Origin of the sequence: Paraburkholderia guartelaensis, from assembly GCF_004353905.1 — a bacterium.
In the GTDB taxonomy this organism is placed as follows: domain Bacteria; phylum Pseudomonadota; class Gammaproteobacteria; order Burkholderiales; family Burkholderiaceae; genus Paraburkholderia; species Paraburkholderia guartelaensis.
Genome location: NZ_SMOD01000011.1, coordinates 99,550 through 112,640 on the forward strand (window position 1 = coordinate 99,550; position 13,091 = coordinate 112,640).

A 13,091-nucleotide genomic window follows, 5' to 3' on the forward strand; every position below is an offset into this window, starting at 1 on the left:
GTGGCTATCTTGACGGGCCTCGCCCGGAGGCGGAACGATAATTGCGCACTTTGTCTCGCTCGTGCGCAGCCTCGAATCTCCACGAACATCGTCGTTCCGATATCCAGCAGCGTCTCCTCGGAGCAGAGTCGCGTCATGAACAAGGAAGTTCCACCGCCGATCGAGCGCCCCTCGACCCGCTGGCCGGGCGAAATGGCGGAGCGCATCGCCGCATTCGACTGGAGCGGCACGGCGCTCGGCCCTCGCGAAACGTGGTCGGCGAGCCTCGTGGCCGCGATCAATATGCTCCTCGCGTCGCCTTCTCCGCTCGTCATGCTTTGGGGCCACGAAGGCACGATGGTCTACAACGACGCCTACGCGTTTTTCGCGGGCAGCCGGCATCCGTTCCTGCTCGGCAAACCGGTCGAAACCGGCTGGCCGGAGGTGGCGGCATTCAACCGGAATGTCGTCGATACGTGCCTCGCCGGCGGAACGCTGGCCTTTCAGGACAAGCAGCTCGTGCTGTATCGCGAAGGTCACGCCGAAGACGTCTGGCTGGACCTGAGCTACAGCCCGGTTTTCGAAGACGACGAGCGGCCGGCGGGCGTCATCGCCATCGTGTTCGAAACGACTGCGAAGATCCTGGCGGAAAGGCAGCGCAAGGTCGCCGAAGACGCGCTGCTGCAACTGACCCAGACACTGGAGCAGCGCGTAGCCGAGGAAGTGGGGGCGCGCGTGGCGATGGAGGAGCGGTTGCGTCAGGCGCAAAAGCTCGAGGCCATCGGCAGTCTCACGGGCGGCGTGGCGCACGACTTCAACAACGTCTTGCAGGTCATCTCCGCCAACCTCCAGCTCATCGAGCTTTCGACGAGAGGCAACGCCGCGCTCGAGCGGCGCGTGGCGGCGGTCAGCAACGCGGTGTCGCGCGGCGCGAAACTCGCCGCGCAATTGCTGGCCTTTGCACGCAGGCAACCGCTCGCGCCGGCCGTTCTGAATCCCTTCCGGCTGGTCGAAGGCATCGCCGAGATGCTTCACCGCACGTTGCCGGAGACGATCGAACTCGCCATCGTGCCTGCGCAGGAGAGCTGGAATATCTGTGCCGACCGGAGTCAGCTGGAAAGCGCGCTGTTGAATCTCGTCATCAATTCGCGCGATGCGATCGACGGACCCGGACGCATCTGCGTTTGTCTCGCGAATATCGATGCGGGCAACGACGAACTGGCGCTCCGCGATGGCGTCCCAGCAGGCGAATATGTGCGCCTGCAAGTCTCCGACTCGGGCAGCGGCATGCCCGACCACGTGAAAGCGCGCGTGTTCGAACCGTTCTTCACCACGAAGGCCGAGGGCCAGGGAACGGGACTGGGCTTGAGCATGGTGCACGGGTTCGTGGCGCAGAGTTCGGGCTACGTTTTCATTGAAAGCACGGAAGGCGAGGGCACGACAGTCAATCTGTATTTCCCGCGCAGCCTCGAAGCGGAATACGACGCTTACAAACCGACTGTCGCGAGGCAGGAGCGAGGCGGCGAGACCATTCTCGTTGTCGAAGACGATGCCGACGTGCGCATTGCCGCGATCGAAATGCTGGCCCAGCTCGGCTACAAGGTGCTCTCCGCGCAAGATGGCGAAAGCGCGCTCAAGCTGATCCAGAGCGGCCAGCGCTTCGACCTGCTGTTCACGGATGTCGTGACGCCGGGCACGGTGAGAAGCAGCGAACTGGCTCGTATTGCGAGCGGGCCGCCCTATTACGCCGAGGTGCTGTTTGCCTCTGGCTACACGCGCGACGTCATCTTCCACGACGGCAAGCTCGACGAAGGCGTCGCCCTTATTAGCAAGCCCTATCGATACGACGAACTTGCCGTTGCTGTGCGCAACGCGCTCAACAAGACCGAATGACGCCATCGATGCGTCGGGTCTTCAGGCGGGTTTGGGCGGCCTTGGCCAGTGATAGTATCGGGTCAATCTTTTTGTAGTATCAGCCATGGAAAGCCGGCGGTTCAATGCCACGCAAGCGTTGACGCCTGTCCTCGCGCGGTGCCCGGCCGGTTTCAATGATCGAATCGGCCGGACGCGGGGATGAGTCGTCGCGAATGGACCCAGGCTAACCGTAAGCCAGTCGCAATGACTCGCTATGCCTCGTCGCCTCAGCGATTTCCCTGGAGTGCTGTCATTCGCCCCAGGAATGTGTTGATATAGCGAAAAATCGCACGGTCGGACGAAAAAATTCACGCTCGATAAGAAATGCCCAAACAAAGGAGACGGTCCATGAGGATGTTGCGCTCGTTGCTGGTTGGTGCGGTTGTATCGTCGGCGTTGGTAGCGGGGGCCGCGCAAGCGGAGACTGTCAAGATTGCCTTCATCGATCCGCTGTCCGGCTTGATGGCATCACTTGGAACGAATCAGCTGCACAGCTGGCAATACACGGCCGAATACGCCAACGAGCATAACTGGGCAAACGGCACGAAGTTCGAGGTGGTCGGATTCGACAACAAGCTTTCGCCGCAGGAAAGCCTGACCCTGCTGAACCAGGCCGCCGACCAGGGCATTCGCTATATCGTGCAGGGCAACGGCTCGTCGGTCGGCCTCGCGCTGGAGGATGCGGTCGCCAAGTACAACTCGCGCAATCCGGGCAAGGAAATCGTCTACCTGAACTACGCTGCGGTGGACCCGGCCATGACCAATGCGCGGTGCGACTACTGGCACTTCCGCTTCGACGCCAACGCCGACATGAAGATGGATGCGCTCACCACGTTCCTCGCGCGCGACAAGGACATCAAGAAGGTCTACCTGATCAATCAGGACTACTCGTTTGGTCACGACGTTTCGCGCGTGGCGCGCGAGGACCTGAAGAGCAAACGCCCGGATATCGTGATCGTCGGCGACGATTTTCATCCGCTCGCGCGCGTGAAGGACTTCTCGCCTTACGCCACCAAGATCAAGGCTTCAGGTGCCGACACGGTGATCACGGGCAACTGGGGCAGCGACCTCGCATTGCTCGTGAAGGCGAGCAAGGACGCGGGCGTGACGGCCAACTTCTATACCTACTACGCAGGCACGACCGGCGTGCCGACGGCCATGGGCGCGTCCGGCGCCGACCATGTGAAGTACGTGGGCGTGTTCGGCCCGAACACGGCGAACAACCCGCCGGTGGTTGGGCAGATCATCGAGGGTTACAAGAAGAAGTACAACGACGACTATTACCTGGCGACGGCCTACGCGGCCATCGAAATGCTGAGCAAGGCGATGAACGCGACGAAGTCGACGGATCCCGTCAAGGTGGCCAAGGCCATGGAGGGCATGACGGTCGACGGCATGAACGGTCCGGTGGCAATGCGCGCTGCCGATCACCAGGCGCAGCAGTCACTCGTGATCGCGACATGGACCAAGGCGGACGGCAAGACGGTAAAGTACGACCAGGAGAACACCGGCTATGGCTGGCGCACCGACGTCCAGCTTGGACCGACCGCGGCAACGCAGCCGACCACTTGCCAGATGAAGCGCCCGGGCTGAACGTGCTCTCGCTACGACACATCACAAGGATTATCGGGCAGTGGAATTCCTGACCATCTCTCTGTTGAACGGCATCGGCTACGGGCTGCTGCTGTTCATGCTTTCCTCGGGCCTCACCTTGATCTTTAGCATGATGGGCGTGCTCAACTTCGCGCACGCCAGTTTCTACATGCTCGGGGCCTACTTCGCCTACACCATTGCCAGCAAGATCGGTTTCTGGCCGGCGCTCGTGGCGGCGCCGGTGCTCGTGGCGTGTGTCGGCGCGCTCGTCGAGCGTTTCGGCTTGCGTACCGTACACAAGTATGGGCACGTGGCGGAACTGCTGTTCACTTTCGGCCTTTCGTATCTGATCGTGGAGGGCGTCAAGCTCGTCTGGGGTCTGGCCGCGGTGCCGTACGCCATTCCGCCTGAACTGAACGGGGCGCTGTTCAAGGTGTACACGTCGGAGTTTCCGAAGTATCGCGCCTTCATGATGCTCATCTCGATCGCCATGCTCGCGGCGCTGTATCTGGTGCTGACGCGCACGCGCATCGGCCTCGTCATTCAGGCGTCGCTCACGCATCCGGAGATGGTCGAGGCGCTCGGGCATAACGTGCAGCGCGTGTTCATGCTCGTGTTCGGCGGCGGCGCCGCGCTGGCGGGCCTTGCCGGCGTGATCGGCGGCAATGCGTTCGTCACGTCGCCTTCGATGGCCGAGTCGGTGGGCACTATCGTTTTCGTGATCGCCGTGGTGGGCGGCATGGGCTCGCTGCCGGGCGCGTTCATCGCGTCGCTGCTGATCGGCGTCATGCAGACGTTCGCCGTCACGATCGACGCCTCGCTCTCCGATCTGTTCTCACTCGTCGGCGTGACGGTGACCGACAGCACGGCGCTCTCGTCGCTGTTGCGCATGCCGGTCTCGCAGGTCGCGCCGATTCTGCCTTATCTGCTCATGGTGCTCATGATGATCCTGCGACCGCGCGGGTTGCTCGGCAAGCGGGAGGGCTGAACGATGAAACCGCTCATTCAGGCCAATGCCGGTTCGGCCATGCAACGCAACGGATGGCTGCAGTCCGCCAATTCGCTGCGCTGGATCATCTGGGGCGCCACGGTGCTCGTGATGCTCGTGCTGCCGCTCGTGTTTTCCAGCGGCTTTGCGATCGCATTGCTTTCGCAGATGGGCATCATGATCATCTTCGCGCTCTCGTACAACATGCTGCTCGGTCAGACCGGCATGCTCTCGTTCGGGCACGCGGTGTACTCGGGGCTCGGCGCGTTCGTCGCGGCGCATGTGCTCAACCAGATCGGCGCGAACCATTTCCCGTTGCCCGTTTCGCTGTTGCCGCTGGTCGGCGGCCTCGGCGGCATGCTGTTCGGCGTGCTGTTCGGCTACGTGACCACGCGCAAGTCGGGCACCACCTTCGCGATGATCACGCTCGGCATCGGCGAAATGGTGGCGGCGAGTTCGCTCATGTTTCCCGGGTTTTTCGGCGGCGAAGGCGGCGTGCCGACCAATCGCACGGTCGGCCATGCGGTGCTCGGCATCACGTACGGCCCGGCGATCCAGGTGTACTACCTGATCGCGGTGTGGTGTCTCGTGTCGATGATCGCCATGTACGCATGGACGCAGACACCGCTCGGCCGCATCGCCAATGCCGTGCGCGACAATCCCGAGCGTGCGGAGTTCGTCGGGTACAACACGCAGCGCGTGCGCTTTTTCGTGATGGTCCTTTCGGCGTTTTTCGCCGGCATCGCGGGCGGCCTCTCGGTGATCGACTTCGAGATCGTGACGGCGGAAAACGTCGGCGCCGCGCAGTCCGGTGGCGTGCTGCTCGCGACGTTCATCGGCGGCGGGGCGTTCTTCTTCGGGCCGATCATCGGCTCTATCCTGTTCGTGCTGTTTGCGGTCGCGTTGTCCAATCTCACGCCGGCTTGGTTGCTGTACCTCGGCCTCTTCTTCGTGCTGGTGGTGATGTACGTGCCGGGCGGCGTGTCGAGCCTGCTGATGAAGCAGGTCCCGCTCATCGCGGCGCGCAAGCTGCACCGCATGCTGCCGTCCTATGCGGCGGCGCTGGGCGGCGCGCTGATTTTGCTCGGTGCGCTCGTGCTGACGGTCGAACTCGTCTACAAGGTGCAGATCGATAGCGACAACGGCACGGCCATGGCGTTCTTCGGCCTGAACTTCGATGCCGCGTCGTGGAAGCCCTGGGCCGTCGCCGCAGTGCTGTGGGCGCTCGGTGCGCAAGCGGGACGCCTCGCGGCCGCGCGGGTGCGCGACGCGTGGGATGGCGTGCAACGGGAAATCGCAGGGGGCAACGTATGACGGCCGCGCTGGAGTTGCGTGAAGTGCGCAAGAATTTCGGGCGCACGGAGATCATTCGCGGTGTCGACCTGACTATCGGGCAGGGCGAGCGTCACGCGTTGATCGGTCCCAACGGCGCGGGCAAGTCGACCACGTTCAACCTCATTTCGGGGCGCATGGCGCCGAGTTCAGGCACGGTCAAACTCAACGGCGTCGATATCGGCGGGCTGCCGCCATACAAGATCAACCGCATGGGGCTCTCGCGCAGCTTTCAGGTGACGAACATTTTTCATCGCCTCTCGGTGTTCGAGAATTTGCGCTGCTCCGTGTTGTGGTCGCTTGGCTACCGGTATTCGTTCTGGCATCGGCTCGAGCAATTGCGCGACGCGCGCGAGCGCGCCGAAGAAGTGCTCGAGCTGATCGGCCTGCAGGGCCGGCACGACACGCTTGCCGGGCTGCTGACTTACGCCGAGCAGCGCGCGCTCGAAATCGGCATCACGATTGCGGGCGGCGCCGAGGTGATTCTGCTCGACGAACCCACGGCGGGCATGAGCCGCTCGGAGTCGGATCACGCGGTGGAGCTGATTCGCCGGGTCACCGTCGGCAAGACGCTGGTGATGGTCGAGCATGACATGAGTGTCGTCTTCGGCCTCGCCGACCGCATTTCGGTGCTCGTGTACGGCGAAGTGATCGCCACCGACACGCCACAAGCCATCCGTAACAACCGCCGCGTGAAGGAAGCCTATCTGGGCACCACGCTGGACGAACCCGCAGGGGCACATTGATGGCGACCGCGAATTCCATGCTCCAGGTGCGCGACCTGCATGCGTACTACGGCAAGAGCCATATCCTGCACGGCGTCGAAATGCAGGTGGGCGAGGGCGAGATCGTCGCCTTGCTCGGGCGCAACGGCGTGGGCCGCTCGACGCTCGCCAAAGCCATCATGGGGCTCGTGCGGTGCGAGGGGCAGATTCTGCTGCGCGGCGAGGAAGTGCGCGGGCTGCGCACGTTCGAGGTTGCGCACCGGGGCATCGGCTACGTGCCGGAGAACCGCGATATCTTCCCGACGCTCACCGTGCGGCAGAACCTGATGCTCGGCGAAAAGCGCAACCGCTCACGCCAGAAGCCGCGCTGGCAGTTCGACGACATGTACCGGATATTCCCGCGCCTGAAGGAGCGCGAGGAGACGCCTGCGGGCCTGCTGTCCGGCGGCGAGCAGCAGATGCTGACGCTGTGCCGCACGCTCATGGGCGACCCCGACCTCATCATCATCGACGAGCCGACCGAAGGGCTCGCGCCGCTCGTCGTCGCGCAGGTGGGCGAGTACCTGAAGACGCTGAAGGCGCGCGGCATTTCGGTGCTGCTGGTCGAGCAGAAGCAGGCCATTGCGCTCGATATCTCGCAGCGCGTGTACGTCATGGGGCACGGCCAGATCGTGTTCGAGGGGACGCCGCAGCAGTTGAAGGCCGATGCGCGCGTCCGCCAGGAATGGCTCGAAGTGTAGGGCGCGCTTCGAGCGTTCGGTCTGCGGAGGCCATTCCGCTTAGCGTGCGGGCAAGTTACCTGGTGAGTAAATGGGCTGCTGGCCGTTGGCCCCAAAAAGATCTTCAGGTTGACCGTTCATACGCTGCCGTATGTTGTCGTTGACGACCATGTCTGCCGGAAAGGCGCGCGGTCCCACTCCGGCGGCCAGCCAGGCACGGTCCTCTACCCATTCGCGATGTCGCGGCCCCAATGGGTCGGATTGGACGTCCACGGGCGGATGAAGCGCGAACTTCAATCCCACGTCGGTATGCTGCAACCTGTCCGCGACCCAGAGGAGGGGGCCGTCGGAAAGGCCGTGATCGGGATAGCCGCCGCCGACATCGCAATGACCGCCGGGAAAGAGCGCTTGCGTCACGTTCGGGTTGGGATTCCACAAGGTCGGTTCGAACGGTCTGCGTTGCTCGTCGAGCGAGACCGCGTGCACGCCCAAGCCAATGTCCGGGCTGAGATTCAGATCGCAAAACCGGAACAAGTCGATGGCGGAACCCTGATAGTAGATGGGAATGCCGAGCGAACCCACCGTATCCCAAACGGCCACAGCGGCGATCTTTGCGTCGACGAATGAGTCGGCGTCCAAAGGTTCTGGATTGGAGAAGGCGGTATGGATCGTCAAGAACTCCATCACGCCGTCTGCGATCTTCTGGAACGTCGTATCGTGGCCATGTCTCCATCGATACCACGCCGCCACCGCGGTGTCGTAACGATTCTGATCGTCGATGGCGGCGAGCTCTGGCCGAAGCAGACCCTGTCCCGCAATCAGTCCCGCAAGGGCTCGCGCGGTGTACGCTCCGCGGCTGAAGCCGACGATCACGATGCTGTCGCCCGGCTCGAAGTTACGCGAAATATACGTATAGCCGCGCGCGATGCGGGCGACGACACCGACGCCAAACGCACCACCGGCGACTTTATCGACCAGTTGCTGGGAATTGCCGACCCCGTGAATGTATTTCGCGATTTGTATGGGGGTGCCGTTTGCGTCTGCAAGCGCCTTTTCCATCTCGACGCCGCCCCAGTCGTTTCCTTCGGGCAGCATGTTTCCGTCGAGCCACGCGAAAAGCTTGCATACGTTGGTCAGTCCCGGCTGGCACCCTGCCGCGGCGTCAGGCGGGACGCCATCGCCTTTTCCTGCCGGATCTTCGGGGCCGTTCCACGTGCCGTCTGCGCAAAAGACTATGGTTTTGGACATCGCAGGCTCCTCACACGCAATCCAGTCGCTATCTACGGAACGTTTGTTCGCTATCCTGAGTATTGTCCGGGTGCGCTAACTCAGCCGATGCGGTATCGCGTGCGGTGCGCGTGCCGAACATCAGGTCTACAAATATAGCTTCTGCGTTCCGGATTGCGAGGTCAGGAATGTACGAAGGCGCACGTATGACAGGGGCGGTATGCGGAAGTGGGCCGCAGGGGCCCCGGCGGGTCAGCCGAACCGCTCTGAAGGCGCGTTCGCGTGGGGAAGCAAGCTTTCGCGCTTCGGGGGAGAATGCATGTCGATGCGCCCTCGGAGACGTGCGAAAGGCGGGGGGCGCGGTTTTGGCCGCGAGCTTCGAAAGGCTGAGCAGGATGCCTGGTCGAATTAACTGGTCGGAAACGAATGTAGACGTTAACAGATGTTCTGAACTGACCGACAGTCTGCGTACTCGGCGGCGGCACGAGTCCCCACGGCGTGCCTGGCAGCCTCCAGCGTAGCCGGCATTTGGCGTCGTCCTCTCCAGCGAATGTACGGCGCCCACGGCCAGTGTGGTTGCATTCGATGCTGGCAGGAAAAGCAATGCCATTCGCGGTAACCGGTAACCCGTGAGGTGCCGTTGACTGATCTCCCTCACACCGTCAGGACCTCGCTATCATGCAAGACGAATCGGAAGATGTCGTCGCTCGTCGCGACTTCATGAAGAAGGCCGTTGCGCTGGTCGGCGCAACATCCGCATTGGTCGCGCAAAGCGAGGCCGCAAATGCCCAAGGCGCCAATGCGCCGACCGCCGGGGGCCCGCAAGGGACGGGGACGGTTTATACCGGCGATGTGATCCAGGGAAAGAAAGTCATCAGCGCGCTCGACGTCGGCGACCTCGAGCGCGGCAAGACATACAAGTTCTACTTTGAGGGCGTGCAAATGCCGACGGGGCAGAACTGGTATGTGTCGGTGATCGTTGTCCACGGTGCGAAGCCGGGCAAGCGCGTCGCGCTGATCAGCGGGGTGCATGGCGACGAAATGAGCCCCGTGCATACCATCCACGGCGTGATAAGCCAGCTCGATCCCGCGCAGATGTCAGGCACCGTGCTGGCCGTTCTCGACGTATCGCGCCCCGCGCTCGAAGCCATGGAGCGCAGATGGCCCAATTCCGCACTTGGTATCGGCCTCATCGACATCAACCGCGAATGGCCGGGCAACGAGAATGGCGCCAGCGCGCCGAGCCGGCATGCGGGACTGCTGTTCAACCGGCTGTTGAGGCCGAACACCGACTACGCACTCGATTTTCATACGGGCACGACCGGCCTGGATGTGACGTCCTTCAATCTGGCCAGAATGGAATTGCCGGAGGCGCGAGCCATGGCGGAGCTTTTTCCGATCAAGCAGATCTTCGACAACCCCGCCTATCCCACGCTGCTTGCCAATGCATTCATCAACGTGGGGATTCCCGCCATCACGCCCGAGATCGGTTCCGCGCGTGTTTTCGATTTCGACATGATTCCGTCGTTCGTCGAGGGCGCGATGAACGTGCTGAAGCGCTACAACATCGTATCGGGTTCGATGGGGCGCACTGGGCGAGACGTCGGGACCTTCGTCGGCAACAGCGGCCACACAGTCATGTCGACGCACGGTGGATTCGTCGAACTGCTGGTCAAGCTGAATGACAAGGTCAAGGCGGGCCAGAAAGTGGCAATCCAGCGCAATACCTTTGGCGAAGTGGTCGCGGAGTATACGACCGAAGTCGCGGGCGAGGTGACGGCACGACGAACCGACGCCACGGCAGAGCCCAGAATTCCTCTCGTGATGATTCTTTATCAGAGCGCGGCAAAGGAGATTCCGGAGGACTTTTCTGAATGAATCGGGTCGGGCAGGGCGGCACGGATTTGCCGCCCTTGTTTCAGTTGATATGGCCACGCTGCAACTTGAGTTTCCTGAGAAAGAAAAACTCAAGTTGTTTCACTAGCGCCGCTCCGAGCACCCCACGTCAAACAATGCCCGTCGTATAGTACACAGCGATCACGAAGAAGACGGCCAACGTCTTGATCACCGTCACCGCAAAAATGTCCCGATACGACTCGCGGTGCGTGAGCCCCGTGACCGCGAGCAGCGTAATGACTGCGCCGTTGTGCGGCAGCGTGTCCATGCCGCCGCTCGCCATGGCCACCACGCGGTGCAGCACTTCCATCGGAATATGCGCTGCCTGCGCGTTTTTGATGAAGAGATCCGACATGGCCGCGAGCGCGATGCTCATGCCGCCCGATGCCGACCCCGTGATACCCGCGAGCGCGCTCACCGAAATGGCGGCGTTCACGAGTGGATTCGGAATGCTCTTGAGCGCATCGCTCACGACGATGAATCCGGGCAGCGCCGCAATCACACCGCCGAAGCCGTATTCCGAGGCGGTATTCATCGAAGCCAGCAGCGCCCCGGCCACGGCCGCCTTCGTGCCGTTCGCGAAGCGGTCTTTCACGCGGCCGAACGCCGTGACGATCACGAGCACGATACCCGCGAGCAGCGCGCCCTGAACCGCCCAGATCGCCACGACTTGCTTGACGGTGGCCGTGACCGGCGTATGAATGCCGGGCAGCACTTCGGGCGGCACGGTCACGGTGTCGCCGTACCAGATCGGAATCCAGTGCGTGAGCAGGAAGTTCGCCACGCCCACCAGCACGAGCGGCGCGACGGCGAGCAGCGGGTTGGGCAGGTGCTCGGTTTTCACATGTTCCGGCTCGTTCACGAGCGAGGTGCCGTAGCCTTCGCCTTTCGACATCGCGCTGCGGCGGCGCCATTCGAGGTACGAGAGGCCCACCACGATGATGAAGAGCGAACCGATCACGCCGAGCGCAGGCGCGGCCCACGCGGTGGTCTTGAAGAACGTGGTGGGAATGATGTTCTGGATCTGCGGCGTGCCGGGCAGCGAATCCATCGTGAACGAAAAGGCGCCGAGCGCGATGGCGCCCGGCATGAGGCGCTTCGGAATATCGCTCTGGCGATACAGTTCGGCTGCGAACGGGTAGACGGCGAACACCACCACGAAGAGCGAAACGCCGCCGTATGTGAGCAGCGCGCACACGGCCACGATCACGGCGTTGGCGCGCGAGCGGCCGATGTAGCGGATGGCGGCGTGCACGATCGCTTCGGAAAATCCCGATAGTTCGATCACCTTGCCAAATACTGCGCCGAGCAGGAACACGGGAAAGTAGAGCTTCACGAAGCCCACCATCTTCTCCATGAAGATGCCTGAAAAGACGGGCGCGACAGCGGCGGGTTCGGTGAGGAGGACCGCGGCGAGCGCGGCGATGGGCGCGAAGAGAATCACGCTGTAGCCGCGGTACGCGGCAAGCATGAGGAACGCGAGGGCGGCCAGAACGATAACAAACGACATGGAGTCTCCTGCGGATCGATCGTATTGCGCGATTCAGCTTGCTGCGTGTGTGATGACTTTAGATGCGTCTTTTCCTGCGACGAGAGCGTGATGCGTCGCAGCGATTGTAACGAAAGGATCTATCCCGTTATTGCGAGCGTGGCCGCGCGGTCCTATCGTTGCGCAGAAGAGCGAGCCGGAGAGGTGCCAGTCAATGAGTGCAATCGGTAAGGGCGGGCCAGGTGCGTGGCGCGTGCGGGCGGCGCAGACAGCGCGGCTAGCATCGGCGCTTGCTTGCGTGGGCGCTTTCGCGGGCATTTGGGCGGGCCCAGCGTTCGCGCAATCGCAAGCCGGCGCTTCCGCGCCCGCCTCAAAGGCCGAGAACACGACGAACCCGCCGGACACCCAGCGCAAGAACTGGTACAACGACCCGTTCTTCGCGCTGTCGAACGCGATCAGCGCCTGCCCGCTACCGCTCGGCCCGCTGATGACGAAAGCCGAAGCCGACGACGACGCCCACTATCGCGTGGAGCGCGGCACGACCTGCTGGCTCGCGCACAAGTGCTCGAAGCCGAACTCATATCTCTACGATGCGGACATTGCAGCGGCGATTCGTCAGCAACTGCAAGGCGATGCCCTGTTTGCGGGCACGAGCATCTGGATCACGGTGCAGCGCCGTTTCGTCTACGCGGAAGGCTGCGCGGGTCCAGGCTTCGACAGCGCGGCGCTCGAGCGCCGGCTTTCCGCGATTCCCGATGTCGAGCAGGTCTTCGTACGCGTGAGTTCGCACCCGCAAGGCCCGCTGCCGTACAAGACGCTTTCGACTGCCCCCTGAACACGCGCAGGTGGCGCTAGCGGCGATGCATCGCACATGGCTCGCGGCATGGCACAATCGCAACGTCGAAAAACTAGAAGCCCGTTGGGGTGCTCCAAATGACTCGTCCTGGTTCGTCGTTGTTCCGTTTGCGCAGACTGCCGTTCGCGGCGTGCGCGTTGACCATGATCGCAGCGCTGGCTGCGTGCAGCAGCGGGCCGCCGCTGTTCCTGTCGGACGGCCGTCCGACGGTCCAGGTGCAATGCCCGGCCTCGGGCGATCGCGATTCTTGCGCGCAGCAGGCGCGTGCCCGTTGCGCCGGCGCAGGTTACGACACCGTCGCGACGTCGACCGAAAGCGGCAACTACACGCTCGTGTTCGCCTGCCGCAAGGCCCAATAAGCCTTTCGCGCGCC

The 13,091-nt window shown here is 62.9% G+C and carries 11 protein-coding genes; 9 read left to right on the top strand and 2 right to left on the bottom strand.

Going from position 1 to position 13,091, the window contains the following annotated elements; translation table 11 throughout:
- The first annotated feature begins 135 nt into the window (after positions 1-135).
- From E1N52_RS16420 to E1N52_RS16445, 6 genes are all read left to right on the top strand, one after another.
- Positions 136-1,872, top strand: coding sequence for an ATP-binding protein (locus E1N52_RS16420; protein ID WP_246089089.1), 1,737 nt, complete (start codon positions 136-138; stop codon positions 1,870-1,872).
- A gap of 369 nt (positions 1,873-2,241) precedes the next feature.
- Complete coding sequence (locus E1N52_RS16425) at positions 2,242-3,486, top strand: branched-chain amino acid ABC transporter substrate-binding protein (protein ID WP_133183808.1); 1,245 nt, start codon at positions 2,242-2,244, stop codon at positions 3,484-3,486.
- Between the two features lie 40 nt (positions 3,487-3,526).
- A complete protein-coding gene (locus E1N52_RS16430) occupies positions 3,527-4,474 on the top strand; it encodes a branched-chain amino acid ABC transporter permease (RefSeq protein WP_133183809.1) in 948 nt (315 codons plus the stop codon).
- 39 nt (positions 4,475-4,513) lie between these two features.
- Positions 4,514-5,788, top strand: coding sequence for a branched-chain amino acid ABC transporter permease (locus E1N52_RS16435; RefSeq protein ID WP_246089096.1), 1,275 nt, complete (start codon positions 4,514-4,516; stop codon positions 5,786-5,788).
- Positions 5,785-6,552: an ABC transporter ATP-binding protein gene (locus E1N52_RS16440; RefSeq protein WP_133183811.1), complete on the top strand. Its 768-nt coding sequence runs from the start codon at positions 5,785-5,787 to the stop codon at positions 6,550-6,552. Before E1N52_RS16435 ends, E1N52_RS16440 begins: the two co-directional genes overlap by 4 nt.
- On the top strand, positions 6,552-7,271 hold the full coding sequence (locus tag E1N52_RS16445; protein ID WP_133183812.1) for an ABC transporter ATP-binding protein: 720 nt from the start codon (positions 6,552-6,554) through the stop codon (positions 7,269-7,271). Before E1N52_RS16440 ends, E1N52_RS16445 begins: the two co-directional genes overlap by 1 nt.
- A gap of 39 nt (positions 7,272-7,310) precedes the next feature.
- On the opposite strand, the gene E1N52_RS16450 is transcribed toward E1N52_RS16445, so the two are convergent.
- Positions 7,311-8,498, bottom strand: a complete 1,188-nt coding sequence (locus E1N52_RS16450) for a DUF2235 domain-containing protein (protein ID WP_133183813.1) — start codon at positions 8,496-8,498, stop codon at positions 7,311-7,313.
- A gap of 738 nt (positions 8,499-9,236) precedes the next feature.
- Between E1N52_RS16450 and E1N52_RS16455 the strand changes: the two genes are divergently transcribed.
- Positions 9,237-10,355, top strand: a complete 1,119-nt coding sequence (locus tag E1N52_RS16455; protein ID WP_205965621.1) for a M14 family metallopeptidase — start codon at positions 9,237-9,239, stop codon at positions 10,353-10,355.
- 127 nt (positions 10,356-10,482) lie between these two features.
- Here E1N52_RS16455 and E1N52_RS16460 read toward each other — a convergent pair whose 3' ends face one another.
- On the bottom strand, positions 10,483-11,883 hold the full coding sequence (locus tag E1N52_RS16460; protein ID WP_133183815.1) for a GntP family permease: 1,401 nt from the start codon (positions 11,881-11,883) through the stop codon (positions 10,483-10,485).
- 193 nt (positions 11,884-12,076) lie between these two features.
- Here E1N52_RS16460 and E1N52_RS16465 point away from each other — a divergent pair, with 193 nt between their 5' ends.
- Together E1N52_RS16465 and E1N52_RS16470 are read left to right on the top strand one after the other, a co-directional pair.
- Entirely contained in the window at positions 12,077-12,697 is a 621-nt protein-coding gene (locus E1N52_RS16465) for a BON domain-containing protein (protein WP_133183816.1), read from the top strand.
- Between the two features lie 98 nt (positions 12,698-12,795).
- Entirely contained in the window at positions 12,796-13,077 is a 282-nt protein-coding gene (locus E1N52_RS16470; protein WP_133183817.1) for a hypothetical protein, read from the top strand.
- Positions 13,078-13,091 lie beyond the last annotated feature (14 nt).

Excerpts from the sequence above, each read along its gene's own strand:
- E1N52_RS16420 (WP_246089089.1), top strand. The coding sequence starts at position 136 with ATGAACAAGGAAGTTCCACCGCCGATCGAGCGCCCCTCGACCCGCTGG.
- E1N52_RS16445 (WP_133183812.1), top strand. The coding sequence starts at position 6,552 with ATGGCGACCGCGAATTCCATGCTCCAGGTGCGCGACCTGCATGCGTAC.
- E1N52_RS16425 (WP_133183808.1), top strand. The coding sequence starts at position 2,242 with ATGAGGATGTTGCGCTCGTTGCTGGTTGGTGCGGTTGTATCGTCGGCG.
- E1N52_RS16465 (WP_133183816.1), top strand. The coding sequence starts at position 12,077 with ATGAGTGCAATCGGTAAGGGCGGGCCAGGTGCGTGGCGCGTGCGGGCG.
- E1N52_RS16460 (WP_133183815.1), bottom strand. The coding sequence starts at position 11,883 with ATGTCGTTTGTTATCGTTCTGGCCGCCCTCGCGTTCCTCATGCTTGCC.
- E1N52_RS16450 (WP_133183813.1), bottom strand. The coding sequence starts at position 8,498 with ATGTCCAAAACCATAGTCTTTTGCGCAGACGGCACGTGGAACGGCCCC.
- E1N52_RS16470 (WP_133183817.1), top strand. The coding sequence starts at position 12,796 with ATGACTCGTCCTGGTTCGTCGTTGTTCCGTTTGCGCAGACTGCCGTTC.
- E1N52_RS16440 (WP_133183811.1), top strand. The coding sequence starts at position 5,785 with ATGACGGCCGCGCTGGAGTTGCGTGAAGTGCGCAAGAATTTCGGGCGC.
- E1N52_RS16435 (WP_246089096.1), top strand. The coding sequence starts at position 4,514 with ATGCAACGCAACGGATGGCTGCAGTCCGCCAATTCGCTGCGCTGGATC.